Raw genomic sequence first — 26,889 nt, forward strand, 5'->3', positions numbered from 1 at the left:
CTCCCCTAGCCCCCAGTGCGGTGCGTCCCCAGGGCGCTCCGCTCTTGGCTGCGATTAGGCGGGCTGCTCTACTTGCGTTTATTTTTCGACTTGGGTGCTTTGTCCTGCCTGGCTGCAGCTGTTGCGCCCCACCCCGCCTTCACCCCGCCTTCGACGCATCCCTCTTCATCAGCGGCCCATCGGTAAACATCCTGACTGAGGTTGTCGCCAATACTTGCTGGCAGCTGCTTATTGTTGGCGGATACTGTCGCTGTCTCACCGATTGGCTCAATCTGGATCTCAAAGGCAACCCGCCCGGGCTGATTGGGAGCATCTTTGATGCGCTCGTGAATCAAAATCTTACTTCCCCCGCCCTGGTGTTCCGGCCGTGCCTCGGCTTGGAACAGGTACTGAGTACGTAACGGGCCGTAGCCGCCGAGCCAGCAGGTTAGGACACCACGGGCAATGCGTGTGTAAATCTCGGTCGGCGAACCGGTTGGTTGCTTCATCCCTTTGGCAAGGGCACTCGCTGCATTGGGAATGGCTGAAAGTGCGCCCGTGGTCCCAGACGTTAACACCGACGTGTCAACCGGCCCGTTTCCGGCGCAGCCGGTGAGCGCAACGCAAAGGCTTATGCATGCGAACAAACCTCGGGTAGATCCCGTCATGCCGATCGTTACCTGACCGTTTAAAAAACGAGGAGCTAAGAGCTGTCTCCCGCCGGAGAGAACGTTGTTTCAATGTCATAAAAAAAACGTGGGGCGCAAGGCCAAGTGGCCCGGCACCCACGCGTTTGACTGCATAACTATGTTAAATGTAGGAAAGGCGCGCTGATTGGGATCAGCGTGCCGCCATTCCTGAATGGCGTTCGGGACGCTGTGGCTCACGCAGGCCAACCTGGCTCTCGCCAGATGAAACGCGCGTGAGTTGTTCCATGGCTTCGTCGCGCTCGCGCTGAGCTGATTCAAGCTTGATGCGCAACTCGTTAGCCGATGAATTTAAGTTGTCACGACGAAGAGAAGCCGACTTCGCAAACGTGGAGTAGGCATAATGTGCCGTGTCCTTGACACCGGTACGTTCTTCTTCGGCGCGGATCTGGCGGTCGAGATCGCCCGCCATGCGCTCAAATTCTGCAATCATATGCTGAAGATCGACAACCTTACGGGCCTTTTCATCAGCCTCAAAACGCTTCAGGCGAAGCGCAGCATCACGTGACTTCATGGTTCGATACCCCTAACTCTTTCGACCATTCGCCAGCTTCGACAATCAAAAAACATGCCAGTCGAGATAAAGCTCGACTGAAGTCTCCACACAATCTGTTAACCTGCTACTATAGCGGGAAAACGTCAATATGAGATCGGCGCGCTAGCGTACAATATGATGTGTAGCACATGCTATTTAACGTTGCGCTAAAACAACGCTTGACGGATCTAATTAACTGGGAACGTCCCGAGACTCAGAAATATGAATCTGCGGTCTAGGGGCCGGTCGCGAATAATGCTAACTGTTGATAGTGCGCGTTGTGGGGTAGTCAGCGGCCGAATCGAAAGGTCCGGCATTGCGCCGAATGGCGTGAAGCTTGGATTTGAGCCGTCCATAGGCGGAGTGTATCCGCTCGACCTGCCAGCCCGAATTAGAGTTCCCTGTGTACCTGCAAGAAACCGGTGGTCTTCACTTCGTGTCTGCGGAGCGGTGATTCAGCGGGCGCTGGAGTATTGCGCGAAGCAGGCAAGGTCACAGGTGTTTTGGAGATTCGTTGATGTCTTGTGAGCAAATTGTCGAGAGTTCGACGGGCAGCCTCAAGACAAAATTAGGAATTGTTAAACTTCTAATGCTTAACGTCCTAAAGAGGATTTAGCTAGAGATCGAAGTTTGCGTGCTCTGCATTAATTGAACTGCGGCGCTGGCGGCGGCCGGAGAAGAGAGGAAATAAAATGCGGGTGCTTCTGATCGAAGACGACAGTGCGACTGCGCAAAGCATTCAGCTGATGCTGCAGTCTGAAGGTTTCAACGTCTATACGACGGATCTTGGCGAGGAGGGAGCAGACCTCGGCAAGTTGTACGACTACGACATTATCCTTCTCGACATCAATCTTCCAGACATGTCGGGTTACGAAGTCTTGAAAGCTCTGCGTGTAAGCAAGGTTTCGACGCCGATCCTGATCTTGTCCGGCTTGGCCGGCATCGAAGACAAGGTTCGCGGCCTCGGCTTTGGCGCTGACGACTACATGACGAAGCCCTTCCATAAAGATGAGCTCGTGGCGCGTATCCACGCCATCGTCCGGCGGTCGAAGGGTCATGCGCAGTCCGTTATCGAGACGGGAAGCCTCAAGGTTAACCTCGACACGAAGACTGTAGAGGTGAACAGCCAACGCGTGCATTTGACGGGCAAAGAATATCAGATGCTGGAGCTGCTCTCCTTGCGCAAGGGGACCACGCTGACCAAGGAAATGTTCCTCAACCACCTTTATGGTGGCATGGACGAGCCCGAACTGAAGATCATTGACGTCTTCATTTGCAAACTGCGCAAGAAACTGCAGACGGCAACCGGCGGTCAGCACTACATCGAAACCGTCTGGGGACGTGGTTACGTGCTGAGAGATCCTGACGACGAACATGCCGCAGCCTGATCGCGCTGATCGCAGCACCTGAGACTACTCAAAACGGGGTCCGAAAGGCCCCGTTTTTTTGTTCTTATCGGCAAAATGCTTTAGGAAGGGCGCGCCGAAACTCAGCCCGAAAGGCCCAGCCAAGATGACAGATACGAAGCCATCGCTTAAAGCCGCAATTCTGCAGGTCACGCCATTTCAGCAGAATTGCTCGCTGATTTGGGATGAGGCAACCGGTGTCGGCGCCGTCGTGGACCCTGGTGGCGACATCGACCGTATTGAAGACGCGATCGCAGAAGTGGGCATGAAGCCAGAAAAGATTTTGCTGACCCACGGTCATATTGACCATGCTGGCGGCGCAGACGAGCTTCGCGAAAAGCTGGGTGTGAAGATCGAAGGTCCCCACCGGGCCGATGAATTCCTGCTTCAGGGGCTGGAATCGCAGGGACGCGAGTACGGCTTTTCGGCCCGTAATGTCACACCTGATCGATGGCTGTCGGAAGGGGACCAGGTCACCGTTGCAGGGCATAGCTTCGATATCATGCACTGCCCCGGACATTCGCCAGGTTCTGTCGTGTTTATCAACCAGCCCCATAAGTTCGGGCTATTTGGCGATGTCCTGTTCAGGGGATCAATTGGCCGAACGGATTTTCCCTATGGCGACCACGATGCGCTGATTTCAGCGATTAAAACGAAGCTGCTGCCGCTCGGAGACAACTTCGCGTTCATTTGCGGTCATGGTCCGGGCAGTACAATCGGCCTCGAACGCAACGCGAATCCGTTCCTGACCTGAACGGGAGCACTATAGGCCCCGGGAGTGGCGGGGCCCTGTGCAAGGCGTGCATAGCACCGGATCACAGATCCGGTGCCCTACGGCTCAGTAACGACCTCTAAACTGGAGGCAAAGCAAACCGCACTCCTGCGACAACCCCTGCTCGCCGTTGGCTCGGCCTTCCCAGAAGTCGACAGTCTCGACGCGGAGCGTCTCGGAGCAACTGCGGCGGCAGTATTCCCAGGTGCCTCCGGGGAGCCGCACTTGCGGGCCGAGCCGCGTGAGGCGCACGGGGCCTGAGACGGTGCCGTTGCCGAAGTTGCTTTCGGCCACGACGTAGCCTTTGCTGAGGTCCTCGGGAAGGCGCCCGATCCGGCCGGCTTCTGCGCTCTGTGGCAGGGCTGACACGACACTTACTAATAGGCCCACGCACATCAGGGCGAAGCGGTTTCCAAATGACATCGGAAGCTCTCCAGGGTCTAGGGTCGCGGGCACAACACGCCGCATGCCAAACATGGCAACGAAGAATGAAAATAACATAACGGATTCCGGACAGGGAGGGGTTCCAGGGGACCTTCTGCCCGACGGCAGAGTTCATGTGGCCCTGTGGCACCGATATTGCCAATCACAGCGGCGTTCTACGGCGGATTAACCGCCTTGACGCTTCAAGTTGATCTTGACGGCGCTAAGCCCCGAGCCGGATCCAGCAGTCGAGATCGAGACGTTTTGCTGGTTGTTGCTGAGGGAGACCGACATGGATCCCGTAATGGCGCCGTTGATTGATAACTTGATTGATGCAGGGTTTGCTGTTCCAGTCACAGCGCCAGTCGCATTGAACGTCCGCTCTTCCCAGGTCCCGGAAACGGCGCCGCCGGAATAGGTCAAGCCGGCACGCATTTCGATCTTGTTCGAAGGATTGGCGCACCGGATGGCCACGTTGAGGTCTGTTCCCTCCTGACGCGAGGTGTAATACGCGCGGCAATCGATCCGCTCGCTTTTGCCGCTATCGAGTTTGACCGAACCCGAGCCGCTCCAAGTGCCGACATATCCGTTCAATGGATTAGCCGTAGCCTGCTGCGCGAAGCCGAGCAATGCGATTGACGCCGACATCAAGACGCCGCCAATCAGTCCAGACGTCGAAAGTTTCATTCTGATCTCCGCTCCCGGTTTCGGCGCGGAATAATAAGGTTTCTGAGCCAATTGACGAGGTCCTGCGGGTCACACTGATTTTACGGAGAGTGCGAGCTGAGGCTATCGATCTGAAAGATCTCACCAAATTGGATTCTTACCTCAGCTCTATTCGATTGTGCCTAACGCCCTTATAGCTAGCAAAGATAGAACTCGTGCAACCCCTGGGAGTTATGTGCAGGCGCGCGGCGCAAAACTTATGCTAAGGCAAGATTCTAACGACAACGGAAAGATCTGCCCTCGTGTTGACTTTTAGCGTTTGATTTTAGTGGGCCTGTCCCGGGGTCAGTTCGGTGAGCGCTTCGTGCAATGGCGCACTTGAAATCGAAATCAAGCCGCCCTGAGATTCGTCCATTTCCATAATCAGGAACACGGAGCCGGCTAACACAACAGCGCACAGCGCGATGATGGAAAGCACGGTGGTATTCCGCGGGGCGAAGAGAGCATTGCCGAAAAATATTATGGCGAGCCACAAGATGAGAAGCGCCAAGAAGGGGATTGGCATGGTGCTGTCGACGTCGTCGAGTAGAAACCAGCGTGTCTGCGCGATCTCATTTGTTACGTCGAGCGCTCTGCTTTTGAGCCAGGATTGTGCATCCGTGGTCGGCACAAGGCTGCTGAGTTGCAATTGAACCTGGTCGATCCCTACCACCAATTCAGTGGGTTTTCGGCTTTTTTCGAACTGGGCGAGTTTGCTTGCAACGGCCTTCCGCAACAGGGCGCGCAAATCACGGGTTTCGGGGCCATAATGAGACATCAATCGATCGAGGAGAATGACCTCCGCCGAAGCATGTCGCCATTCCGTGTCCTTCGTATCGAACGAGGTTTTTGCCGAGAATACGAGAAATCCGAGCACGACCGCTGCGAGCAGACCGTTCAATTCAAGAAACGAATGAATGGCCCGCTGAGAGTCTTCAGTCATGTGATGTTTGGGCAGAACAGTCGCCAAAAACAGGCCGAGTAATGCCGCGCAAAATGTGAGCGCAAACACAATCAGAAACGCAACGACGGGCATGAATGAGCCCTCGGACTGAACGACAAATGTGCGAGGTCAGCTTCCGGCGGATCCAAGGATAATCAATAACTGTACGAAATGTGCGACCGCCGTCACGGACGCAAATTGAATTCAATTAATTTAAATCTCCAACCGCGCCGCCGCACGCGAAGTTCCAAAGTGTGGTTTACAGAGAGGCAGCTGAAGCGTTACGCGCCAGGTCGCCCCGTCTTCCTCGGTCGGCCGCGCCGTTGTTTCTTTTCAGACGGATCATCAAATTCCGTCGTCTTCACAGGCTTCACGGGTTTCGTTTTTCCGGTTGGCACGGAGAGCATGGCGTGAGGGCCCATCTCGTCGAGAGTCGGCTTGTGCGCCCCCGAAATGCGCTCTCCGAACGCACCAGCTTTTGTCCGTGGATCAACTTTGGCATCGCGGCGTGGTACGGGCATGTCCGTACCCGGACCCATGTCGTCAAGGGAGGGTTTGCGGATGCGGCTTTTTTCGGTGGCAGGAAGATTGGCTTTTGCACCATATTTGCGTTCGCCCTCATAGCGTCCGGCCCGGTCCTCCACCTGAGCTTGCCGCGCCAGCGGGTCGTCGGCAATAGCAAGTTCGGTATCGCGCAACCGCTTAATCTCATCACGTAGTCGCGCGGCTTCCTCGAATTCCAGATCTGCGGCTGCCGTACGCATACGCGCTTCCATGTCCTCGATCACGCGCGCAAGATTGTGTCCGTGGGCGGCCGGTGCATCGGCCAGCCCGGTATCAACTGTGACGTGATCCTGTTCGTACACTGAGGCCAGAACGTCCGCGATGTTCTTTCTGACGCTTTGCGGTGTGATGCCATGCTCAGCGTTGTAGGCGAGCTGTTTTTCCCGGCGCCGATTCGTCTCTGCGATCGCCCGGTCCATCGAGCCCGTCACATGATCGGCATAGAGGATCACGCGTCCGTCGACATTACGCGCCGCACGGCCGATTGTCTGAATGAGTGAAGTTTCTGAGCGTAGGAAGCCTTCCTTGTCAGCATCGAGAATAGCAACGAGCGCGCATTCGGGGATGTCGAGGCCCTCGCGCAGCAGGTTGATGCCGATCAGCACGTCAAATGCACCAAGACGCAAATCGCGAATAATCTCGATCCGCTCCAAAGTGTCGATGTCCGAGTGCATGTAGCGCACGCGGACTCCCGCTTCGTGCATGTATTCGGTGAGGTCCTCGGCCATGCGCTTTGTCAGCGTCGTGACCAACGCACGGTAGCCTTTCTGGGAAATCTGGCGCACTTCATCGAGAAGATCGTCCACCTGTGACTTCGCGGGCCGCACATCGATGGGCGGGTCGATCAGCCCTGTCGGCCGGATAACCTGTTCCGCAAATACGCCGCCAGACTGTTCCAATTCCCAACCGCCGGGAGTTGCCGAAACCGACACGGTCTGCGGACGCATGGCATTCCATTCCTCGAAACGGAGAGGGCGGTTATCCATACAAGACGGCAAGCGGAAACCGTACTCGGCCAGCGTTGCTTTACGTCGGAAGTCGCCGCGGAACATGCCGCCGATCTGCGGGATCGTTACGTGGCTTTCGTCAACGAAGACAAGGGCATTGTCCGGAAGGTATTCGAACAGCGTCGGTGGTGGATCGCCAGGGCGGCGGCCCGTCAGATAGCGGGAATAGTTCTCAATGCCGGCGCAGGAACCCGTCGCCTCCATCATCTCCATATCGAACAGCGTACGCTGTTCGATGCGCTGGGCTTCGAGATATTTGCCGGCGGCATGCAACTCGTCGAGCCGTCCTTTCAATTCGGACTTAATGGCTTTGATCGCCTGCTGGAGAGTCGGGCGGGGAGTCACGTAGTGTGAATTCGCGTAGACCTTCACGAGTTCAAGGTCGTCGGATTTGGTCCCAGTAAGAGGATCAAACTCGGTAATAGACTCAATCTCGTCGCCGAACATAGAGATGCGCCAGGCGCGATCCTCCAAGTGAGCCGGAAAGAGTTCGATGGTGTCGCCGCGTACGCGGAACGTGCCGCGCTGAAAGGCAGTGTCATTGCGCTTGTAGTGCAAGGCGACCAAATCTGCGAGCAACTGATCTCGAGAGAGCTGTTCCCCGACCTTTATGGCAAAGGTCATCGCCGTATACGTCTCGACCGAACCGATACCGTAAATGCAAGACACCGATGCAACGATGATAACGTCATCGCGTTCGAGCAGCGCACGCGTTGCGGCGTGCCGCATCCGGTCGATCTGTTCGTTGATCGAGCTTTCCTTCTCGATATACGTGTCGGTGCGGGGGACGTAGGCCTCCGGCTGATAGTAGTCATAGTACGAGACGAAGTACTCGACGGCATTGTCTGGGAAGAACGATTTGAACTCGCCATAGAGCTGCGCCGCGAGAGTTTTGTTCGGCGCCAGGATTAAAGCGGGCCGTTGCGTTCGCGCGATGACCTGAGCCATCGTGAACGTCTTGCCCGAGCCGGTAACGCCCAGCAGAACCTGGTCGCGCTCGTGGGCATCTATCCCGGCCACCAAATCTGTGATCGCCTGTGGCTGATCGCCTTTCGGTTCGTATTCCGAGACGATCTCAAAACGGATGCCGCCTTCGCTTTTCTCCGGCCGCGGCGGACGATGCGGCACGAAGTCGATTTCGGATCCTGCGACGATCGGATGCGCGGCCATCATCGGTTGCTGCTTCAGCAGTTCCCGTGCACTTGCTGAGCGCTCATGCGGCTTGGCAAGCAAGGCGTCTAGATAAGCCGTTAAACTGCCTGTTCCGCTCGTGGGCTGCAGCGCCTGAGCCCTCAAGGCCGGGAGCACACCGCTATCAAATGGAGCCTGCGGAGCTTCGCCGAGCCCAGGCGTGCGCGCGGCCGTCTCGGAAGGCGGAGGTGTCGGTTTTCCGGATTTGCTACGTGCGGCACGCGGCTTCTTCGGTTTGACCGATGAGGGATTCTTGGAAGTTGGCGACATGCCCGCAATATGGCGCGTCCGGTGTCGCGAGCAAAGGGCCTAGATGACAGTGAGTTGCCACGCTCCCCGTTCGAGCAAGCGACAATGCCAAAAGCAGATGCAACCTGTTAAGCCCGTGCAAAAAATTCGCGACCTACACTTCCTGCAAGGGGACCGTCCGTCTAAGGTCTTCGTGTTGAAAGAATTTTTAGGCGAGCTAGGAGGCCTGAAATGGCAGAAACGCGCGTCGCGCTTGTCACCGGGGCAAACCGGGGCATCGGCCTTGAGATCGTCCGTCAGTTGGGACGATTGGGCGTGATGCCGATCATTGCTTCGCGTGAACTCGACAAGGGCAAGCGGGCCGCTGAGCAGCTCGCGAGTGAAGGCCTGGAGCCGGCAGTCGTTCAACTCGATGTTGACGACCCTCAGAGCATCGCTACGGGTGTGGCGAATGCCAAGGATCTGTTTGGCCGGATCGATATTCTGGTGAACAACGCTGGTATCTTGATAGATGGACCGAGTTCAGGGGCTCCCACTGTCGAGAATGTTCCGCTCTCGATCGTGCAGCAGACCTTCACCACCAACATCTTTGGACCGTTGCTGATGATCCAGGCCGTTCTGCCGACGATGAAGGAGATTGGGTACGGGCGGATCGTCAACCTTTCCTCAGGGCTTGGTCAACTCTCCGAAATGGGCGGCGGCTATCCTGCTTACCGTATGTCGAAGGCCGCCCTGAACACGCTGACCCGGACATTGGCAAGCGATCTTGGCCATGGCGACATAAAGGTCAATGCGATGTGCCCCGGATGGGTGAAGACCGATATGGGCGGCCCAGAAGCGACGAGATCACCTGAAGAGGGCGCAGAGACGGCAGTCTGGCTTGCAACGCTGGACGACAGCGGACCAACAGGTGGGTTCTTCCGCGACAAGAAGCAGATTGCTTGGTGAGGGACCCAACAGTCGAATTGGCATCACAATGCGGCGGCCCTTAAGCGGGCCTTCGCTACAAAGTTTGATCTTTCACATGAAGGCTTGAGAACCTGAGACGCACCTCGTTTAGAGGCCGCGAACAAGGTTGCCTACCATCAGCACGAGATACGCCGTCATCGCCAGCCAGTACTCCTGATGAGGTAGGTATCGGGGAACCGCGACAAACCCCATCTTCGTTATCAGGGCCAGCACGGCCAGGATGAACGAAATCAAAAAGATGACGACGGTTGGGGGATTGAGCCGCATGAACAACTCCAGCCTGGATGGAAATATTTGCGCGGCTGGAGATTGGCACGGGCAGACCACCGCCGTCCATCGCGCGAGCATACCTCGCCATAGCCTTAGAGAGAGCGCTATGGCAATCCCGCAACGCTACAAGGAGAGGTCTGCGAAGCAGGATCTGTCAGGAGGCAGAGTGTTTAAAGGGAATGCGGCGAAGCGAGCTTGTCCCCAAACACGTTGGCATCGTCGCGATCAATCACAAACCGAATGATCTGACCTTTGCTGCTGCCTTTTTCACGAGCAGTGACCAAAATCATTCGATCGTTGGAACCGCCGTGGAGGACACGCGTCAGGCCCTCTACAGGCAGTTCCGTGATGGCGACAATCTCGAAAACACGACGGCCACTGTTGCCGGAGAGTGAGATTTCGTCCCCGACCGCAACGGACCCGGACCAGGAAGCCGGGCGTACGTGGTCGCTAAGACCTGCGCCAGGAGACGAACTGCCAAGCCAGAAATCTTCGCCAGCCGCGAACGGCAGCGAAGCCAGGGAAGGCCCACCGGTTTTGGAGGTTCCGGTCGGGCTCGGTGCTGAATAAGAATCAAAAGCGGTTACGAACTGCGCTTTCAGCATCGTCTCACTGGTCGAGAAAAATAGGAGGCCAGTGGCAAGTAGAGCCGAAAACGCCCCCAAGCCAATGGCCACGGGCCTGCTTGTAAAGCGCGCATTCGCATCTCGCATGTGCGTCTACTCCTGCTTCTATTGCTCACTGAGCCCTAAATATAGGGGCAACTTGGCCGGAGTCTAAGGCCCCGGCCATTCGCTAAGCTGTTATCTGAGCCGACGGCGATGTATCCGAACCGGTGCGTGCTGACGCCTGAGGTATCGCAGAAACGTCAGATTAAACGCAAAGATCCCGGAAAATATGGCCGCGAGCATCCACATAGCGGTGCGCTGGTCGACAAACAGAAGCAGGCTGGAAGCTTTTGACTGCGTGACCGGTAAGGCCACCTTAACCACTTCCGCAGCTTTGGCCGCCGCTTGCGCCTGATCAGGAACCTTCCCGATTTCCGAGGCATTGGCACTAATTGCGATGAGATCGCTGAATTGTGGAACGGCGGGGCCCGGTTCGGCCCCCACAAGACTGACGATAAGGCAAAACAACCCGAGACCGACGGCAATATCCGCCCCAATCCGGGCAAAGTGCTTCGGAATTCCCGCAAATTTCTTCAGAAGCGCCTCCTATCACTGCGCACGAGCATAGCCGAGTTCAGCGTTATGAGAACGCAATTTGAGCGGAGGCTGAGCCAAGATTGTGGCCGAGCCATATACAGCGGTGGAGGAGTAACGGACTCTTCGCTGATGTTGTCGCTGCGCATCAGATGGGGGTTGGAGGCGAGGAGCCGCGCGAATAGTCCAAAAGACCAATGGGAAGGGCAAGATGTTTGCTTGCCCCATAAGCAAACCGACATTAGCCTGCGCGCCGCCAGAAAGCGCCCTACATAGAGCAGCTGTTCGGCGGCAGCGTGCGGATGATCCCCGCTGCCGGCCAGTTAATCACGCCTACATTTGAAAGAAAGGCTTAGTCTGATGGGCTTCATTGCCGATAGCCTCAACCGCATCCAGCCCTCCGCCACGATCGCCGTCGCAACAAAGGCGCGTCAGCTCAAGGCCGAGGGACGGGATATCATCTCGCTTTCGGCAGGCGAACCGGACTTCGATACACCTGAAAATATCAAGCAAGCCGCTGTCAAAGCGCTCGCTGAAGGTAAAACAAAATATACTGACGTCGATGGCATTCCCGAACTCAAGCAGGCCATCATCGCGAAATTTAAGCGCGACAACAAACTCGACTACAAGCCGAGCCAGATCTCAGTGGGGACGGGCGGTAAGCAGGTTCTCTATAACGCCCTTCTAGCGACGTTGAATCCGGGTGACGAAGTTGTGATTCCAGCGCCATGCTGGGTGTCTTACGCGGATATCGTCATGCTCGCGGGCGGCAAGCCTGTCTTCGTACCAACCAAGATGGAGCATGGTTTCCGGCTGCAGCCAGAGGTTCTTGAGGCCGCGATCACACCCAAGACCAAGTGGTTCTTGTTCAACTCGCCTTCCAATCCGACTGGCGCGGCGTATTCGGCAGCAGACATCAAGAAGCTCACCGATGTTCTGATGCGGCATGACCATGTTTGGGTGCTTACGGACGATATGTACGAGCACTTGATCTATGACGGTAATGTGTTCGCGACGCCGGCTGAGGTGGAGCCGGGGCTTTTTGACCGGACATTGACGATGAACGGCCTCTCGAAAGCTTACGCTATGACGGGCTGGCGTTTGGGCTATGCCGGCGGCCCTGAGCCGCTGATCAACGCCATGCGCAAACTTCAATCGCAGTCGACGTCGAACCCATGCTCCATCACGCAATGGGCCGGTGTCGAAGCGTTGAACGGGCCCCAGGACTTCATCGCAGAGAACAACAAGATCTTTGTTGAGCGCCGGGACCTCGTCGTATCGATGCTCAATCAGGCAACCGGTATTTCGTGCTTCAAGCCGGAGGGGGCATTCTACGTTTATCCGTCCTGCGCCGGCCTCATCGGCAAGACGACATCCAACGGCAAGAAGATCGAGACCGACGAGGACTTCGTGACGTCTCTGTTGGAAGCCGAGGGTGTCGCCTGCGTCCATGGTGCGGCGTTTGAGGGATCTCCTGCTTTCCGCATCTCTTACGCCACGTCGACTGAGGCGCTGCAGGATGCTTGCGAACGGATTCAACGCTTCTGCGCGAACCTGAAGTAAGAATAAAAGAAATGCCGGAGCACCACGTCGGGGCTCCGGCATTTTTAAAAGAACGCCTGATATGAGAACATTATCAGGCGGCGATGACGGCGACTGTTACCGTCTTGGCTGCACCTGACGTTGCGCCCGCGCTATCCGAAACGATGACATCAAAACTCGCGGTTTCCGCGGCGTTGCCATCGTGCGCGAACATCACATGGCCGTTCTCGAGATCTGCTTGCGTGAATGTCTCCACGGGAACGCGTTGGCCATGGTTCAACGCGACGAAGCCGTTGATCGGATTTGAAACCAAAAAGCTGAGGTTGTGCGCACTGTCGTCCGGATCGACCGCAGTCAGATCCATGGTCGTGATCCTCACGGTGCGACCGCGCCGCACGACGAGGTCAAGATCGCCGGAAATTTCCGGCGGCACGTTGCGAAGATCAGCTGAGAGTTCCGCACCCGACGCCAGTGAAATGCGGCCGTACTGCACTTGCCCGTTCACGGAGCCGGTAGCCCCGATCCCGATTAGATGTTTGACCGCGACGTTTCCCTGAAGCGTACCGTTGATTTCTGCGTTATCGACCCTGATCGTTCCGAAAACTCGACCGCCAGGATGTATGATCAGGCGCTCGGCGGCGACTTCGCCTTCAACATAGCCATGAACTTCAAGCAGCTTGCAGTGCGCGATCCGGCCCTTAAGGACTGTATCGTCGCTAATAATGGCAACGCCTTGAGATTGGGTCACGGTGATTGCTTCCCTGCTACGATGAACTATGCATTCGCCAAATTTTTTCCGCCGCGAGCGCCGGATCGTATCGACCTATCGGGCACACCCTAAAGAAGTGTTGTGACCGATAGTGCGACGACCGTCTCAGTCATCCTTGCGGTATTTTTTATGGCAACCGCTGCAATTGCCCATAACCTTTGGCCACTCGTCCATGAAAACAAATTCGTCGGTTATGCTGGCTTGCCCCGCCTTTGCGGTCTCGGCCAGCTTGCCAAAGCGACCGACGAAGTCTTCCTTGTTCTCCCAAATAACCGGTAGAGCTTCTGTTTTTTCGCCCGTCTTGGAGTCCTCAGGAAACATATTGCGGAGAACGGCTGCTTTTTCAGCCATCGTCGCCAGCGCTTTGTCGATGGCCGCTTGTTCGTAGGGTCGCTCCCCCTTCATCATCGCGATCGTCGGCTTTGCAGCGTCGGACATGGCCTTGAACGCCGATTGGCGTGCCTTGATGATATCGTGGTTTTGAGCCGCAGCGACGCCTACACCAACGGTGATCGCGAACACGGCAACGGACAAACGCAGCATAAGGAACTCCCCGTCGGACCAGCGGGCCGAAAAACCCGATTAAACCTGCATTTCGGTGGCTAAACGGTCAATCAGACAATCCCAAGGCACCAACAAATATTAAGGTCCGCGTCAAATGGATCCGGGCATGGTCAAAGAGGATACGGACTTTTCAATCCCTCTTTCCGACGGAAGGCAATTCGGCCTGCGTTGGTACGGCGCGTCAAACGGGCAGCCCGTGCTTGCCCTGCACGGCACGCCCGGGTCGCGGTTGAAATTCCGTCTCGCGAGTAAAGCGGCCAACGAGCTAGGTCTAAAGCTCTACTGTCCCGATCGTTGGGGGTACGGGCTCACCGCCAAACCTCTCCTACAGCCTTCCCTCGCAGAGTTCGCCAATGACATCTGCGAGGTCACAAACCGCTTGGGTCTCGCGCGTTTCTCAATCGTCGGCATTTCGGGAGGTGGACCGTTCGCAGCTACGGTTGCTGCCGCGTTGGGTGCGCGCGTTGACAAACTCGCTCTGATCGGCCCGGTCGGACCAATCCTGCCGCGGCCGTTCCATGGGCCCATTGGGCCATTTCACAGGTTCGCTTTTACTGCGTGGCCTAGAATGCCCGGCGGAATGCGGCTTACGTTCGCGACGTTTCGCATGCTCCTGTCCGCCAGCCAAGACTTGGCCATTACTACGGTGGCTGCAAGAGCAGGTTACGCTGACAGACAGATCCTTCGCGAACGCGAGAATAAGAAAGCCCTCGCCGAAATTATGCGCGCGGGCCTCCTTCGCAGCGTTGAAGGGCCTGTCATCGATATGATGTTGTTTGGCCGAAATTGGAATGTCGACTTATCCACGGTGACGGCCGAAACACATTTGTGGCTCGGTCTTGAAGACCACAATATTCCTCTAGGTCCCGCCCGCCGCCTAGCGTCGGCAATACCCAACGCAAAGCTCACCGAAATCGTCGGGGCAGGGCATTTCTGGATTATGGAAAATTACCGAGAGGTATTTGATTGGCTCGCGACAGATCTCGATGAAGACGTAACGCGCTTCAGGCTACGGCACGACCACTGAGCCAGCCGAGCCAATAATGGCGCCAACGCTCATACGTGTCGGTTGCTTTCGGAGCAACCGGTACGAGTGCGCGTCCAGCGGGTATCGGGTAAATTGCACGCGAACGCGGTGCTGGAAGAGCAGCCACTTCCCGTTCCAAAACCGGGACATAAGTATAAACAGGGCGTTGTGGCTCGTCGTCCCGCCCGATCTCGCTAAGAGATTTAGAACTGGACTTTAGAAGGTCCTCGGACGACGCCATGGCAAAACCGGCGGCGTGCGCGGCGGACATAAGGGATTTTATTCCCATCGATCTCTCCTCGCCGTGTTCTGCCTCACCCAACGCGCGACCCGCTTCGTTCGTTGCGGCGGGTCTACCGATTCCTACCAACCAATGTTGAAAATATCATGTGCATAGGTGCTCAGGGTCAAGATCTTTTTGGTTTATTTTTAGTGTTGCGGCGCAGCGAGAAAAGTAATTTGCACTGCAATACAATAATCGCCGCCGGCAGAGAGCTAATGGTCTGCCTTAAGCTATGAGCCTATGCGGTTAAAAAATATAAATAATACGTAAAAGCAACAGCTTAGCTGCTCCCTGCGAGTACATCGCTGACAACTGATGCTTGCGTCGTTGCGGAGACGGCGCGAACATGCTCGTGGCCGCGCTCCTTCCAGGCGCGGGGTGCGGCAGCGCACTCGCATGCCTGGGCACGTCCTCAGCTTAGGGGACAACAACCAGATCGGGAGGAGCACATGGACCAATCCAACGGCTCTGAAACGGGCGGCAGACGAGGTAACGGCACGCGCTGTGTTGCGATTGTCGGACCTTATCTCTGCGGTAAGACGACATTGCTAGAAGCAATTTTAGCCCGCACAGGCGCTGTGCCGCGTCAACGCAAAACTTCAGATCCCAACAGCATCGGTGACGCTAGCCCGGAGGCACGGGCGCACGGCATGAGTGTGTCAGCCAACATTGCAGACACGACATACCTTGATGATCAGTTCACGTTTATAGATTGCCCCGGCTCAATTGAATTCCAACACGAGTCTTCATTGGCTCTGACGATCTGCGATGCCGCGATCGTCGTGTGCGAGCCGGATACTAAGCGACTGCCGGCCCTACAACTTATCCTCAAGCAACTGGATGATCGGGGAATTCCCCATTTCCTGTTTTTGAATAAGATCGACAGCTTCATGACTCCGGTTCGCGACATCATCCCAATGTTGCAACCTGCAAGCGTGAAGCCGCTTGTGCTGCGTCAGATCCCGATCTGGGAAAATGGCGTAGCCACGGGGTTCGTCGATCTCGCATCCGAACGTGCGTATGTTTATCGCGAACAAGATACGTCTGAGATTATCGAACTTCCGACCGGACTGAAGGACCGCGAGTCCGAAGCACGCTACCAGATGCTCGAGCAGCTCGCCGATTACGACGACGAACTCTTGGAGCAACTTCTCTCGGATGTGGAGCCTTCGCGTGACAGGGTTTTTGATGACCTTTCCGAAGATTTGCGGAAGGGCGTTATCTGTCCTGTGTTGTTGGGAAGTGCCGAGCACGGCAATGGCATCAACAGGTTGCTCAAAGCTCTCCGCCATGAGGTGCCTGCTGTAGCGAAAACCGCCCAACGGCTTGGCGTTGCCGACACCGACTCTGCAGCCTTTATATTCAAGACGGTTCATTCCCCGCACGGTGGCAAGATGTCGGTTGCTCGGGTGCTGACCGGGAGCTTGACTGACGGCGCCGTGTTACGAGGGGCGCAAGGTCAGGAAGAGCGCATATCCGGCCTGTTCAGATTAATGGGTGAAGACACTACGAAGTGCGACGCAGCAGCAGCTGGCGATACTGTCGGGCTGGGACGAGTCGACGGATTGGCGACGGGAGAAACGGTAACAACCAGCAAGACGCCGGTCGTCCAGATCGAAGCTCCCGAACCACCCCAACCTGTCTATGGCACGGGGCTGGGTCTCAAAGATCGCAAGGATGAGGTCAAATTGACCACCGCACTCGGCAAGCTGATGGAGGAAGATCCTTCCCTGCAGGTCGAGCACTCGCGGGATACAAATCAGATCGTTCTGTTAGGTCAGGGAGAAATGCACTTGAGGGTCGCGCTCGAACGCCTTGAGCGCAAATTTTCCGTGGCCGTCGACCGCATCAAACGCCAGATTGCTTACAAGGAAACGGTGCGTAAACCCACGGAGATCAGGGGAAGACACAAAAAGCAATCTGGCGGACACGGACAGTTCGGTGATGTCGTGATTGAAATTAGTCCACAACCGCGTGGCACCGGATTTTCGTTCAACGAAAAGATCACCGGAGGCGCTGTTCCCAAGCAGTTCATTCCGTCTGTCGAAATCGGTGTGAAGGATTTCATGCAACGCGGGCCGCTCGGCTTTCCCGTGGTCGACATCTCGGTGACGCTGAAGGATGGATCGTACCACTCCGTGGATTCATCGGACATGGCATTTCGACAAGCTGCGCGGCTCGCCATGGCTGACGGCATGCCCAAGTGTTCGCCTGTCTTGCTTGAGCCCATTATGGCTGTGTCGATCGCCGTCCCGTCTGAGGCCACCGCGAAAGTCAACGGTATGATCCCACAACGACGGGGGCAGATTTTAGGATATGACGCAAGACCAGGCTGGCCCGGTTGGGATGTTCTCGAAGCGCACATCCCGGCAGCTGAGATGGAAGATCTGATTATTGAGTTGCGGTCGGCCACCGCTGGCGTCGGGTCATACTCGGCGCGATTTGATCATCTGGCCGAACTGACCGGCAAACTGGCCGATCACGCGATCACGGATCAGATGCACGCAACAGCGTGACACACAAAATTTCGAGGGCCGGACGATGATTGACGCGCCGGCCCTTTTTTATTCGTGCTTTGGCTCAATGAGTCGCACCGCTGCCCCAAAGCTGCTTGATGCGTGCATCCCGGCCGCAACTGTAGCGATAGTAGCGATACTTCAGCGGGTTCTTCTCATAATAGTCCTGATGATAGTCCTCGGCGGGCGTGAAGGTGCTCGCAGCGACAATCTGAACGGCAATCGGTTTTGAAAAGCGACCGCTCTTTTCCAGTTCGGCCTTGCCCGCTTCGGCAAGCTGCCGTTGCTCCGGCGTGTGAACGAAGATGACGGGTTTGTATTGATCGCCGCGATCGCAAAACTGCCCGCCGCCATCGACGACATCGGTATGCCGCCAGTAGTAATCGAGTAGCGTCTTGTAGGAGACCTGGGACGGATCATATGTCACCTGCAAGACTTCGACGTAGCCGGTGCCACCGGCCGAGACACTTTCGTATGTGGGGTTGGGCGTCTTGCCACCCATATATCCGGAAATGGTCGACACAACGCCTTTGACCTTGTCAAAATCGGCTTCAGTACACCAGAAGCAGCCTGAACCGAACGTTGCGACGTCAAGCTTCGCATTTTTCGATACGGAGCCCTCGGTCTTGGCATGCGATGGCGCCTGAGCTCCGAGCCCGACTACACCTGCGGCAAGGGCAGCAATAACCAAGCCTGAAATGCTAAACCAAAATCCGCGGCTCATACGCATCGATAAATCTCCGAAAAGGCGATGCAATCTAGAAAAATTAGAGCAGTGGCCGGAGCCGACGATCCGGCCAACACAAAATCTTTTCCGAGACAGTTACGGCTTCTCACCCCCTTCAGGGACGAACTTCATCGCGACGCCGTTCATGCAATAACGCAGGCCCGTCGGCTCTGGGCCGTCATCAAATACGTGTCCGAGGTGCCCGCCGCATCGGCTGCAATGGACTTCGGTGCGAACCATGAAAAACTTGTGGTCCGTAGAGGTGCCGATGGCGCCCTCAATCGGTTTCCAGAAACTGGGCCATCCGGTGCGGCTGTCAAACTTGGTGTCAGAGCTGAACACCGGCTGATCGCAACCTGCGCACAAATAGGTACCTGCATCGTAGTTCTTGTCGAAGGGGTGAGAGCGTGCGCGCTCCGTGCCATGCTGGCGCAGCACGCGAAACTGCTCGGGGGTGAGCTGGGCACGCCACTCTTCCGGCGTTTTCGTTATTGGAAATGTCGTTGTCATAGAGTTCTCCGCTGCACCTTCTCGGTTGGACGCCAACGTAAACACGGCGGCGGTAACGGTACTCAATCCGGCTATACTAAATGTACGGCGGCTTAGCATCGCGTGTCCTCCCTGATCCGCAGGAGCGGAGTGGGTTCGTGGGGCCCTTCCGTGGGCATATCGATTGGTGTCCGTAACTTGGGGGCATAACACCGTATTTGTCAGGTCACCCCCACATCAAATCAATGTGCGCAAAGGCAAGACAACAGCCAATCTCGCGCGCTGGATGAAAACGCATGAGACGCAAAAGCTAAACGATAACAGGGACCGCATCCGTCACGCGTATCTCTTCGCTGGATAGATCACATTTGTAAGCCAGTGCTTCGACACCACGGCTAACAGCACGCGCTAACCCGTTCGCATAAGCTGGATCAATATCCGCGGCCATACGAACTTGGCGAGCATCACTGCGCTGGATCAGATAAAGCATCACCGCGCGGTGCCCAACCTCAGCCATGTCGCCGAGCTCCTCAAGATGTTTGAGGCCACGTTGCGTGACTGAATCGGGGAATTCCGCCAGACCGCGTTCGCGCATCAAGTGCACGTTCTTGACTTCGACATAAGCCCGGCCTTTCGCTGGATCCTCCAGCAGGAGGTCAATGCGACTCGCCTTCCCGTAGGCCTGCTCCCGCTTGAGGCTCTCATATCCACCAAGCGCTTCAAGCTGACCATCACCGATCGCGTCGGCAACAAGCTTGTTCGGATGGCTTGTGTTGATCCCAACAAGAACCGGACCAAAGCCGAGATCGTTCTCAACCAGCTCCCATGTGTACCGGTATTTCCGTTTCGGGTTGTCATTAGTTGACAGCCAGATGTACGTGCCAGGGGCGGACAAGCCAAGCATGGCGCCGGTGTTGGGACAGCTTGCCGTAATGAGTTCCCCGCTATCAAGTTCGACATCAGCAAGAAAGCGTTTGTAACGCTTGATGAGGCGTCCGCGGACAAGAGGGTTCGGAAATCGCATGGAGTGTTAGCCTGGTGAGGTTTGACGACGAACGGGCAGCCCTATCACAGCGCTGGAGAAATTGCCTGCTTCTGCCGGAACGCAATTTCCGGCAATGTGCCCTCGCCCGCGGCGGGAAATTGAAGCAGGGGGCAAGACGACGAGAGTGTGAATGAGATGACCAAAACACAGGCTAATCCGGATCAGGCTACGGCGAAGGATGAGGTAACGGCAGCAGTGCTCGTCATCGGCGACGAGATCCTATCGGGGCGCACGAAAGACCGGAACATAGGTTACCTCGCCGATCATCTGACCCGTTCCGGAATTAGATTGTGTGAGGTGCGTGTCGTCGCGGATGAGGAGGAAGCTATCGTTGCCGCGGTCAACGCACTGCGCGCCGCATACACGTACGTCTTCACAACGGGTGGGATTGGTCCGACGCATGACGACATCACTGCCTCGGCCATCGCCAAAGCGTTCGGCGTCCCGATTGATGTGGACGAGCGCGCGCTGGCATTGATGCGGCCTTATTACGAGCGCCGTGGTTTGGAATTGACGCCGTCGCGTTTGCGCATGGCCCGTATTCCCGAAGGGGCCCGTCTTATCCGCAACAGCATTTCCATCGCCCCCGGCTTCCAGCTGGACAACGTCACGGTGATGGCCGGGGTCCCTGAGATCATGCAGGTGATGCTCGACGACGCCCTGCAGTATCTTCGGACGGGAGCCAGGATGCTGTCCGAAAGCATCGTCGTCGCCGCACCGGAAGGCGACATCGCCGACATGTTCGCCGCGCATCAAGCCGAATTCCCCGATGTGGCGATGGGCAGCTACCCAAAGTTCGTTGCAGACGGCCTCAGGTGCGAACTGGTACTGCGGTCGATCGACGCAGAAGAGCTTGAAAAGGCGATGATTTCGCTGTGTCAGAAACTCGCAGATTCTGGAATTTCATTTTCCAAAACAGAAAGTTAAAGGACATGCCCACGGACGGCTCCGTAGCGAGCGCAATATGCACCGTTAACCATAATTCATTATAACAACTCGATTGTGCCAACAACTCCTGCTCGTGTCCCCCGCCGTTAACTCCGATTCAGGCGCGGGCGGGGGTTCTGACTGAAACCCCCGTGTCTGCATCGCAATAAGACGAAGACTGTTGATACGAGGGGTACCTTAAATGCGTACAAGCTTTTTAGCGGACGATAGCGTGTGCTCGCCATCCCGCGCGTATCTGATTGCCGCGACGGGACTGATGATTGCTCTCGCAGCTATCTTTGCTGGGCTTGCTGTCACAGAGGTAGAAGCGAAGACGCCCGGCTCAACTTACTGCTTTTATAAAAAGTGCCACCGCGTGAAGAGCCTCAATGAAACAAAGGCTCTTGTCGGAGAGGACGTCACGCTCGCGGCTTCTCACTACAATGACTGCCGTTTTGATCGGTACAATCCATGTGGGCTGACATCATCGGGTGAGAGATTCCATCCAGATCGCGCGGACAACGCTGCGAGTCCCATCTATCCGGATGGCACCGTCCTTTTGGTTTGGAATGAAGTCACGCAGGATGCTGCGGTGATCCGCATAAACAACGCTGGCCCCTATTGGGGAAACCGGAAGCTGGACGTCTCTATTGCAACCGCCGAAAAGCTCGGGTTCCGCAACCGCGGGGTGGCGACGCTTAAGACCCGCATTCTTCAAGCCCCGGACAAGCGTGAAGCGACATACAGGAAGCATCGGCGCTATCGGCCTGTGCCCGGTTACATTGGCAAGCACGAAAACGTTGAGGATGCTGAGCGTGCCGCCGTTGCGGCCATGGCTGTCAGCGCAATCGCCGCCAGCATGATCGCGCCATCCTCTGGCGCGATGGCTATGGCGACGCAGGCGGAAACAAACGAGGAAGCAGATGCGCGTATGGAACGCGCGCGGCGCGCGAAACCGATCCGCGAGGCGCTGCACCGGATCGAGGAACTGCCGGTACGCGCTGTCACAATACCGTCGCCGCCGGCCAGCGCTCTAACGGACGCTTGGGTCCAACCCGTTGAGCCGGCTGCAAGGGCGGCGGAGCTGCGGAAGGACATGGCATCGAAGACGGGCCGAGCATCTGCGGTGGCGGTAGAAGCCGTTGCACAGCCTGCTTCCGGCAATTCCAAAGATAGGCCCGCGAGCGTCCAAGCAGGGCTCCGGGGACGGATAATAGCGGCACACACGCGTTCAAGCACCACGCCTGTTATGGTGATCAGAACGAAGGAAGTAGGGGCCGCACGATCCGATTCCTGGCAGTATTTGCTTTACGAGTATCTGAAAATCGAAGCGAAAGACGGGAGCTGGGGCCGCTTGAGCCAATGGGATGAGGACCGGCGTTCGCCGACACCACAGCGGCCACGTTACGCAGTGGCCGTCCCCAAAATTGCACGCCTCGCCGCTTTTGCATGAGGACGACAAAAGATTTAGCCCGGCAGACAAACTGTCGGGCTAAACACGTGACATGAAGGGCTAACTTTATTGGGGTCGATTGCGCGATTAAGCGGCCGAATCTGCCCGGACTGACGGCTCATCGCCTGGCAACACGGAGAAGCTACCATCCGGTGATGAGTCCGATGCGAATTCTGGCTCATCGGGATAGAGCTCGAACTGTGCATCAAGAGCTTCGATGAACTCCGAGATGAGGTCGAGCACGACCCCGAGAGGAATGCGGCTCGCCACGAGGAAATCGTCATTCACAGTAAGCGGTGCGTAATCGGCAAGGCCCGGCGCGTCTGCTGCAATGAGACCGCGAGACCGCAAATACGCGATCGTCCCGTCACCCGTATCGAAGTCGAGCGCAGCCGTGTCGCCAATGACCTTCAAAGCTTCATAAAGGTCCCGCGTTCCGGAAACGAACAGCTGAGCCAGAGGTCTGAAGTGAGGCGCAGCATCGGCGAGATCTGCTACATGCTCGCGCGCTTTGACCACCCGCGTCACCAGCGCCATTTCATAGGTCATCACGCGTGAGAGCGTCCAGCGCTGTACTCCGACTATCGCCGGATCACAACACTCGCCTGGCTGCCACGACTGAGCCGCAGCAATGAGATCCTCGCCCGCAGCCAAAGCCGCATCCAAATGGTCGGCCACCAGATAGACGCATGGCGGGATTTGCTCGTTTCGTTTCAATCTGCTCATAAGGTCAACCTGTCCCCTCGGGAATCCCAGTGTAAAGGGATTCCCGAGGGCTGTGGACACCATGTGGTGAAACCTGTGTATTGGTTGTGTACTGCGCCAGTCTTACGAGCAGCCGCTGGTTCCGCCGCATGTGTTGCACTTCAGGCAGGTACCGTTGCGCACCAGAGTGAAGTTGCCGCAAGAGCCGCAAGCTTCGCCTTCGTAGCCTTTGATGCGCGCCTCCGTGATCCGATCGGACACCAGATCCGGCTTAAGCGCCAGAGCACCTTCGGTGACCACGCGGGATGTTTCGATGGTTTGACGCGCAAACAACTGCGTACCGCCATCATTCACACCCGAGCCGGAATAAGCCGTTGTTACGTCGCTCGGTGCGAGTTGCACAGTTGAGCTGTCACGGGGGCCGATACGACCCACGAGAGCACCACGCGTGAACCCATGCGACACGATTTGAGCCGCGGGCACCGATGGCGTTTCGGATTCCGCTTCTTTGCCGCCGAGTGCCGTAGCTGAAATCTCACCAGGGTCAGCATGCGCGAGGTCATTGCGGCCAAGGTAAGAGACGGCAAGCTCGCGGAACAAGTAATCGAGAACACTGGTCGCGTTCTTGATTGTTTCATTGCCCTGCACCAAGCCAGCAGGCTCGAAGCGTGTGAACGTAAAGGCATCAACGTACTCATCGAGCGGCACGCCGTATTGCAGGCCCAGCGAAATGGCGATTGCGAAGTTGTTCATCAACGAGCGGAAAGCCGCGCCTTCCTTATGCATGTCGATGAAGATCTCGCCGATACGGCCATCTTCGTATTCGCCCGTCGTTAGATAGACTTTGTGTCCGCCAACGGTCGCCTTCTGAGTGTAGCCCTTGCGACGGCCTGGCAAGCGTTCCCGACCGCGTGGAACCAGACGTTCCACGATCTTCTCGGCTGCAGCGGCTGCGCGCAAAGCTTGCGGCCTCTCGCTGCTGAGCTGTTCTACCGCCTCGTCCTGCTCTTCGGCCGTTTCACCGAGCAACTGAGAATTGAGCGGCTGTGAGAGCTTCGAGCCGTCGCGATAGAGTGCGTTCGCCTTCAAAGCTAACCGCCAAGAACGCGTGTAGGCCTGCTTGCAGTCCTCGACCGTCGCATCGTTCGGCATGTTGATCGTTTTAGAGATCGCGCCGGAAATGAACGGCTGGGCTGCGGCCATCATGTCGATGTGGCTGTTGACCGAAAGGTAGCGTTTGCCCGTACGTCCGCATGGGTTGGCGCAGTCAAAGATTGGCAAGTGCTCAGCCTTGAGGTGTGGGGCTCCTTCCAGAGTCATCGCACCGCAGACGTGATCGTTGGCCGCTTCGATTTCTTTCGCCGTAAATCCAAGATGGCTCAGCAAATCAAACTTCGGGTCAACGAGACTTTCGGCAGGCACACCGAGTTTTCCGGTCAGGAATTCCTCACCAAGGGTCCACTTGTTGAAGACGAACTTGATGTCGAATGCGCTTTCCAGTCCGGCTTCGATCCGGCTGATGGCCGCATCATCGAAACCCTTTGTCTTGAGGCTGGTGTGATTGATATTGGGCGCCTGAGCCAACGAGGCATGTCCAACCGCGTAAGCTTCGATCTCTGCGATCTGCGCTTGGCTATACCCGAGCTTGCGGAGTGCTCCCGGCACGGCTTGGTTGATGATCTTAAAGTAGCCGCCTCCGGCAAGCTTCTTGAACTTCACCAACGCGAAGTCCGGCTCGATACCCGTCGTATCGCAATCCATAACAAGGCCGATTGTGCCCGTCGGCGCAATCACCGTGGCCTGCGCGTTGCGGAAACCATTCTGGTTGCCCAGTTCGATGGCTTTGTCCCAAGCCCGCATAGCCGCGTCGACGAGACGCTTGTCTTCGCATGCATTGTGGTCGAGGGGCACCGGCAGCGTCGAGAGTTCTTCGTAACCGCCAGCTTCGCCGTGTGCCGCACGCCAATGGTTCCGGATGACCCGAAGCATCTCGGACGCGTTGGCTTCGTAACCCGGGAAAGCTCCAATCTCGCCAGCCATCTCGGCGCTGGTCGCGTAGGAGGTTCCGGTCATGATAGCGGAGATCGCACCGCAGATGGCTCGCCCCTGTGCGGAGTCATAGGAAATACCCGAAGCCATCAACAGGCCGCCGATGTTGGCAAAGCCCAGGCCCAGAGTACGGTAACGATAGCTCAATTCCGCAATGCGACGAGACGGGAACTGGGCCATCGTGACCGAGATTTCGAGAACGATCGTCCACAGCCGGCAGGCGTGCTCGAACATTTCTGTATCGAAGTTGCCATCCGCATCCCGGAAGGTCATCAGGTTGAGCGACGCCAGATTGCACGCCGTGTCGTCCAGGAACATGTATTCCGAGCACGGGTTAGAGGCACGGATCTCACCGCTGTTCGGGCATGTGTGCCAGTCGTTGATCGTCGTATGGAACTGGATACCGGGATCGGCTGATGCCCAGGCGGCATGACCAATCTGTTCCCACAGATCACGCGCATTAATGGTCTTCACCGGCTTGCGGTCTATACGCGACACGAGGTTCCAATCCGAACCCGCTTCGACAGCACGCAGGAAGTCGTCGCTAACTCGAACGGAGTTGTTGGAGTTCTGGCCAGAGACGGTCAGATAAGCCTCCGAATCCCAGTCGGTATCGTAGGTCGCAAAGTTGAGATCCTTGAAACCCTGACGCGCGAACTGGATAACGCGACGGATATAGTTGTCCGGCACGAACTCACGGCGAGCCTCTTTGATCGCTCGTTTCAGCGCAGGATTCTTCGCCGGATCGAAGCAGTCCTCACCGTCGGCCTCGCAATTGATGCATGCCTTGAGGATGGCCTTGAGGCGCTTCTCGCAGATCTTGGAGCCGGTCACCAGAGCGGCGACCTTCTGCTCTTCCTTGACCTTCCAGTTGATGTATTCCTCGATATCCGGGTGATCGACATCGACAACGACCATCTTCGCCGCACGCCGTGTCGTCCCGCCGGACTTGATAGCACCGGCAGCACGATCGCCGATTTTCAGGAAGCTCATCAGACCCGACGAGCGACCGCCGCCTGACAGTTTTTCATTTGCGGAGCGCAGGCTCGAGAAGTTGGTGCCGGTGCCGGACCCATATTTGAAGAGGCGCGCTTCACGCACCCACAGGTCCATGATGCCGTTCTCGTTGACGAGATCGTCCTCGACCGACTGGATGAAGCAAGCATGCGGCTGCGGGTGCTCGTAAGCGGAAGCTGAAGCAGTCAGCTCGCCCGTAACATGGTCGACATAATAGTGACCCTGGCCGGGGCCATCGATGCCGTAGGCCCAGTGCAATCCAGTGTTGAACCACTGCGGGCTGTTCGGCGCGCCCATCTGCATGGCCAGCATGTAGCAATGCTCATCGAAGAATGCGCGCGCATCTTCCTCGCTGCTGAAGTAGTCGCCCTTCCAGCCCCAGTAGGTCCAGGTACCGGCGAGCCGGTCAAAGACCTGGCGAGCGTCGGTTTCGCCGATGATCCGGTCATCTTCTGGGAGCTCAGCCAGAGCGTCAGCGTCAGCCACCGAGCGCCACAGCCAGGACGGGACCTGGTTTTCCTCAACCCTTTTCAGGCGTGCGGGAACGCCGGCCTTGCGGAAATACTTCTGCGCAAGAATGTCAGCGGCAACCTGACTCCAATGTTCCGGAACATCGAAGTTTTCGAGGCTGAAAACGATCGAGCCGTCTGGGTTCTTGATCTCGGAGGTGGCGCTGCGGAAGGGGATGTTGGCGTAAGGCGAAGTGCCGGCTTTGGTGAAGCGCCGTGTGATCTTCATTCTCGTAAACCCCCAAGGTCATAGGCACTGCGCGCGATACAAAGGAAATCGCTGCGACAGTAATTTCGCGGGATGCGGCGCCTACGTACGACGAGGATGACGCTGCGTTATTTTTT

25 protein-coding genes are annotated in these 26,889 nt (G+C 56.9%); 8 read left to right on the top strand and 17 right to left on the bottom strand.

Features of this window, described 5'->3' with window-relative positions; translation table 11 throughout:
• Positions 1-68: 68 nt before the first annotated feature.
• Positions 69-647 carry a hypothetical protein gene (locus tag BLS30_RS10985; protein ID WP_139165333.1) on the bottom strand — a complete coding sequence of 193 codons (579 nt, stop codon included), beginning with the start codon at positions 645-647 and terminating at the stop codon, positions 69-71.
• 172 nt (positions 648-819) lie between these two features.
• Complete coding sequence (locus BLS30_RS10990) at positions 820-1,200, bottom strand: hypothetical protein (RefSeq protein WP_046479166.1); 381 nt, start codon at positions 1,198-1,200, stop codon at positions 820-822.
• Between the two features lie 713 nt (positions 1,201-1,913).
• Here BLS30_RS10990 and ctrA point away from each other — a divergent pair.
• Together ctrA and BLS30_RS11000 are read left to right on the top strand one after the other, a co-directional pair.
• The gene (ctrA, locus tag BLS30_RS10995) at positions 1,914-2,609 is read left to right on the top strand and encodes a response regulator transcription factor CtrA (protein WP_046479165.1); all 696 of its coding nucleotides are present in this window, start codon (positions 1,914-1,916) and stop codon (positions 2,607-2,609) included.
• 124 nt (positions 2,610-2,733) lie between these two features.
• Positions 2,734-3,381 carry an MBL fold metallo-hydrolase gene (locus BLS30_RS11000; RefSeq protein ID WP_090228800.1) on the top strand — a complete coding sequence of 216 codons (648 nt, stop codon included), beginning with the start codon at positions 2,734-2,736 and terminating at the stop codon, positions 3,379-3,381.
• A gap of 84 nt (positions 3,382-3,465) precedes the next feature.
• Here the strand turns inward: BLS30_RS11000 and BLS30_RS11005 are convergent, their stop codons facing one another.
• The 4 genes from BLS30_RS11005 to uvrB all read right to left on the bottom strand — a co-directional run bounded on the left by BLS30_RS11005 (position 3,466) and on the right by uvrB (position 8,502).
• Positions 3,466-3,900, bottom strand: a complete 435-nt coding sequence (locus tag BLS30_RS11005; RefSeq protein ID WP_090228802.1) for a hypothetical protein — start codon at positions 3,898-3,900, stop codon at positions 3,466-3,468.
• A gap of 108 nt (positions 3,901-4,008) precedes the next feature.
• Positions 4,009-4,509, bottom strand: coding sequence for a hypothetical protein (locus tag BLS30_RS11010; RefSeq protein ID WP_046479163.1), 501 nt, complete (start codon positions 4,507-4,509; stop codon positions 4,009-4,011).
• Between the two features lie 304 nt (positions 4,510-4,813).
• Positions 4,814-5,563: a bestrophin-like domain gene (locus tag BLS30_RS11015; protein WP_090228804.1), complete on the bottom strand. Its 750-nt coding sequence runs from the start codon at positions 5,561-5,563 to the stop codon at positions 4,814-4,816.
• Between the two features lie 188 nt (positions 5,564-5,751).
• Positions 5,752-8,502 (bottom strand): excinuclease ABC subunit UvrB, encoded by a 2,751-nt coding sequence (gene uvrB, locus BLS30_RS11020; protein WP_090228807.1) that lies wholly within the window; start codon positions 8,500-8,502, stop codon positions 5,752-5,754.
• 210 nt (positions 8,503-8,712) lie between these two features.
• Between uvrB and BLS30_RS11025 the strand changes: the two genes are divergently transcribed.
• Positions 8,713-9,429, top strand: coding sequence for an SDR family oxidoreductase (locus BLS30_RS11025; RefSeq protein ID WP_046479160.1), 717 nt, complete (start codon positions 8,713-8,715; stop codon positions 9,427-9,429).
• A 108-nt stretch (positions 9,430-9,537) separates the two neighbouring features.
• On the opposite strand, the gene BLS30_RS11030 is transcribed toward BLS30_RS11025, so the two are convergent.
• The 3 genes from BLS30_RS11030 to BLS30_RS11040 all read right to left on the bottom strand — a co-directional run bounded on the left by BLS30_RS11030 (position 9,538) and on the right by BLS30_RS11040 (position 10,856).
• Positions 9,538-9,717 carry a hypothetical protein gene (locus BLS30_RS11030; RefSeq protein ID WP_076605417.1) on the bottom strand — a complete coding sequence of 60 codons (180 nt, stop codon included), beginning with the start codon at positions 9,715-9,717 and terminating at the stop codon, positions 9,538-9,540.
• 173 nt (positions 9,718-9,890) lie between these two features.
• Positions 9,891-10,433 carry a hypothetical protein gene (locus tag BLS30_RS11035; protein ID WP_090228811.1) on the bottom strand — a complete coding sequence of 181 codons (543 nt, stop codon included), beginning with the start codon at positions 10,431-10,433 and terminating at the stop codon, positions 9,891-9,893.
• Positions 10,434-10,523: 90 nt separating this feature from the next.
• Entirely contained in the window at positions 10,524-10,856 is a 333-nt protein-coding gene (locus BLS30_RS11040; RefSeq protein WP_046479157.1) for a hypothetical protein, read from the bottom strand.
• A gap of 426 nt (positions 10,857-11,282) precedes the next feature.
• Here BLS30_RS11040 and BLS30_RS11045 point away from each other — a divergent pair, with 426 nt between their 5' ends.
• Positions 11,283-12,485 (top strand): pyridoxal phosphate-dependent aminotransferase, encoded by a 1,203-nt coding sequence (locus BLS30_RS11045; RefSeq protein ID WP_046479156.1) that lies wholly within the window; start codon positions 11,283-11,285, stop codon positions 12,483-12,485.
• A 73-nt stretch (positions 12,486-12,558) separates the two neighbouring features.
• Here BLS30_RS11045 and BLS30_RS11050 read toward each other — a convergent pair whose 3' ends face one another.
• Both BLS30_RS11050 and BLS30_RS11055 read right to left on the bottom strand, forming a co-directional pair.
• Positions 12,559-13,212: a polymer-forming cytoskeletal protein gene (locus BLS30_RS11050; protein ID WP_046479155.1), complete on the bottom strand. Its 654-nt coding sequence runs from the start codon at positions 13,210-13,212 to the stop codon at positions 12,559-12,561.
• Between the two features lie 126 nt (positions 13,213-13,338).
• The gene (locus BLS30_RS11055) at positions 13,339-13,776 is read right to left on the bottom strand and encodes a c-type cytochrome (protein WP_046479154.1); all 438 of its coding nucleotides are present in this window, start codon (positions 13,774-13,776) and stop codon (positions 13,339-13,341) included.
• Between the two features lie 127 nt (positions 13,777-13,903).
• Here BLS30_RS11055 and BLS30_RS11060 point away from each other — a divergent pair, with 127 nt between their 5' ends.
• Entirely contained in the window at positions 13,904-14,824 is a 921-nt protein-coding gene (locus BLS30_RS11060; protein ID WP_170832458.1) for an alpha/beta fold hydrolase, read from the top strand.
• Here BLS30_RS11060 and BLS30_RS11065 read toward each other — a convergent pair.
• Positions 14,802-15,113 (bottom strand): hypothetical protein, encoded by a 312-nt coding sequence (locus BLS30_RS11065; RefSeq protein WP_139165334.1) that lies wholly within the window; start codon positions 15,111-15,113, stop codon positions 14,802-14,804. The two genes, BLS30_RS11060 and BLS30_RS11065, sit on opposite strands and share 23 nt — an antisense overlap.
• A 443-nt stretch (positions 15,114-15,556) precedes the next feature.
• Between BLS30_RS11065 and BLS30_RS11070 the strand changes: the two genes are divergently transcribed.
• Positions 15,557-17,623 carry an elongation factor G gene (locus tag BLS30_RS11070; RefSeq protein WP_090228819.1) on the top strand — a complete coding sequence of 689 codons (2,067 nt, stop codon included), beginning with the start codon at positions 15,557-15,559 and terminating at the stop codon, positions 17,621-17,623.
• A 64-nt stretch (positions 17,624-17,687) separates the two neighbouring features.
• On the opposite strand, the gene msrA is transcribed toward BLS30_RS11070, so the two are convergent.
• The 3 genes from msrA to sfsA all read right to left on the bottom strand — a co-directional run bounded on the left by msrA (position 17,688) and on the right by sfsA (position 19,863).
• Positions 17,688-18,347 carry a peptide-methionine (S)-S-oxide reductase MsrA gene (msrA, locus tag BLS30_RS11075; protein WP_197540922.1) on the bottom strand — a complete coding sequence of 220 codons (660 nt, stop codon included), beginning with the start codon at positions 18,345-18,347 and terminating at the stop codon, positions 17,688-17,690.
• Between the two features lie 99 nt (positions 18,348-18,446).
• Complete coding sequence (msrB, locus tag BLS30_RS11080; RefSeq protein ID WP_082101114.1) at positions 18,447-18,959, bottom strand: peptide-methionine (R)-S-oxide reductase MsrB; 513 nt, start codon at positions 18,957-18,959, stop codon at positions 18,447-18,449.
• A 190-nt stretch (positions 18,960-19,149) separates the two neighbouring features.
• Positions 19,150-19,863, bottom strand: a complete 714-nt coding sequence (sfsA, locus tag BLS30_RS11085) for a DNA/RNA nuclease SfsA (protein WP_046479148.1) — start codon at positions 19,861-19,863, stop codon at positions 19,150-19,152.
• Positions 19,864-20,019: 156 nt separating this feature from the next.
• On the opposite strand from sfsA, the gene BLS30_RS11090 reads away from it, so the two are divergent.
• Both BLS30_RS11090 and BLS30_RS11095 read left to right on the top strand, forming a co-directional pair.
• Positions 20,020-20,811, top strand: a complete 792-nt coding sequence (locus tag BLS30_RS11090; protein WP_090228821.1) for a competence/damage-inducible protein A — start codon at positions 20,020-20,022, stop codon at positions 20,809-20,811.
• Between the two features lie 202 nt (positions 20,812-21,013).
• Positions 21,014-22,264, top strand: coding sequence for a septal ring lytic transglycosylase RlpA family protein (locus tag BLS30_RS11095; protein ID WP_090228824.1), 1,251 nt, complete (start codon positions 21,014-21,016; stop codon positions 22,262-22,264).
• 87 nt (positions 22,265-22,351) lie between these two features.
• On the opposite strand, the gene BLS30_RS11100 is transcribed toward BLS30_RS11095, so the two are convergent.
• Positions 22,352-22,990, bottom strand: coding sequence for a hypothetical protein (locus BLS30_RS11100; RefSeq protein WP_139165335.1), 639 nt, complete (start codon positions 22,988-22,990; stop codon positions 22,352-22,354).
• Positions 22,991-23,092: 102 nt separating this feature from the next.
• On the bottom strand, positions 23,093-26,773 hold the full coding sequence (locus BLS30_RS11105; RefSeq protein ID WP_090228826.1) for a vitamin B12-dependent ribonucleotide reductase: 3,681 nt from the start codon (positions 26,771-26,773) through the stop codon (positions 23,093-23,095).
• Positions 26,774-26,889 lie beyond the last annotated feature (116 nt).

This window comes from Filomicrobium insigne (assembly GCF_900104305.1).
GTDB classification, from domain to species: Bacteria; Pseudomonadota; Alphaproteobacteria; order Rhizobiales; family Hyphomicrobiaceae; genus Filomicrobium; species Filomicrobium insigne.

What these genes read in the sequence shown, in the direction of transcription:
- BLS30_RS11035 (WP_090228811.1), bottom strand. Translation starts at nt 10,433, where the DNA reads ATGCGAGATGCGAATGCGCGCTTTACAAGCAGGCCCGTGGCCATTGGC.
- BLS30_RS11025 (WP_046479160.1), top strand. Translation starts at nt 8,713, where the DNA reads ATGGCAGAAACGCGCGTCGCGCTTGTCACCGGGGCAAACCGGGGCATC.
- BLS30_RS11090 (WP_090228821.1), top strand. Translation starts at nt 20,020, where the DNA reads ATGACCAAAACACAGGCTAATCCGGATCAGGCTACGGCGAAGGATGAG.
- BLS30_RS11055 (WP_046479154.1), bottom strand. Translation starts at nt 13,776, where the DNA reads ATGCTGCGTTTGTCCGTTGCCGTGTTCGCGATCACCGTTGGTGTAGGC.
- sfsA (WP_046479148.1), bottom strand. Translation starts at nt 19,863, where the DNA reads ATGCGATTTCCGAACCCTCTTGTCCGCGGACGCCTCATCAAGCGTTAC.
- BLS30_RS11100 (WP_139165335.1), bottom strand. Translation starts at nt 22,990, where the DNA reads ATGAGCAGATTGAAACGAAACGAGCAAATCCCGCCATGCGTCTATCTG.
- msrB (WP_082101114.1), bottom strand. Translation starts at nt 18,959, where the DNA reads ATGCTAAGCCGCCGTACATTTAGTATAGCCGGATTGAGTACCGTTACC.
- BLS30_RS11015 (WP_090228804.1), bottom strand. Translation starts at nt 5,563, where the DNA reads ATGCCCGTCGTTGCGTTTCTGATTGTGTTTGCGCTCACATTTTGCGCG.
- BLS30_RS11010 (WP_046479163.1), bottom strand. Translation starts at nt 4,509, where the DNA reads ATGAAACTTTCGACGTCTGGACTGATTGGCGGCGTCTTGATGTCGGCG.
- BLS30_RS11005 (WP_090228802.1), bottom strand. Translation starts at nt 3,900, where the DNA reads ATGTTATTTTCATTCTTCGTTGCCATGTTTGGCATGCGGCGTGTTGTG.
- BLS30_RS11030 (WP_076605417.1), bottom strand. Translation starts at nt 9,717, where the DNA reads ATGCGGCTCAATCCCCCAACCGTCGTCATCTTTTTGATTTCGTTCATC.
- BLS30_RS11070 (WP_090228819.1), top strand. Translation starts at nt 15,557, where the DNA reads ATGGACCAATCCAACGGCTCTGAAACGGGCGGCAGACGAGGTAACGGC.
- BLS30_RS10985 (WP_139165333.1), bottom strand. Translation starts at nt 647, where the DNA reads ATGACGGGATCTACCCGAGGTTTGTTCGCATGCATAAGCCTTTGCGTT.
- BLS30_RS11060 (WP_170832458.1), top strand. Translation starts at nt 13,904, where the DNA reads ATGGTCAAAGAGGATACGGACTTTTCAATCCCTCTTTCCGACGGAAGG.
- ctrA (WP_046479165.1), top strand. Translation starts at nt 1,914, where the DNA reads ATGCGGGTGCTTCTGATCGAAGACGACAGTGCGACTGCGCAAAGCATT.
- BLS30_RS10990 (WP_046479166.1), bottom strand. Translation starts at nt 1,200, where the DNA reads ATGAAGTCACGTGATGCTGCGCTTCGCCTGAAGCGTTTTGAGGCTGAT.
- uvrB (WP_090228807.1), bottom strand. Translation starts at nt 8,502, where the DNA reads ATGTCGCCAACTTCCAAGAATCCCTCATCGGTCAAACCGAAGAAGCCG.
- BLS30_RS11065 (WP_139165334.1), bottom strand. Translation starts at nt 15,113, where the DNA reads ATGGGAATAAAATCCCTTATGTCCGCCGCGCACGCCGCCGGTTTTGCC.
- BLS30_RS11045 (WP_046479156.1), top strand. Translation starts at nt 11,283, where the DNA reads ATGGGCTTCATTGCCGATAGCCTCAACCGCATCCAGCCCTCCGCCACG.
- BLS30_RS11000 (WP_090228800.1), top strand. Translation starts at nt 2,734, where the DNA reads ATGACAGATACGAAGCCATCGCTTAAAGCCGCAATTCTGCAGGTCACG.
- BLS30_RS11105 (WP_090228826.1), bottom strand. Translation starts at nt 26,773, where the DNA reads ATGAAGATCACACGGCGCTTCACCAAAGCCGGCACTTCGCCTTACGCC.
- msrA (WP_197540922.1), bottom strand. Translation starts at nt 18,347, where the DNA reads ATGAGCCGCGGATTTTGGTTTAGCATTTCAGGCTTGGTTATTGCTGCC.
- BLS30_RS11095 (WP_090228824.1), top strand. Translation starts at nt 21,014, where the DNA reads ATGCGTACAAGCTTTTTAGCGGACGATAGCGTGTGCTCGCCATCCCGC.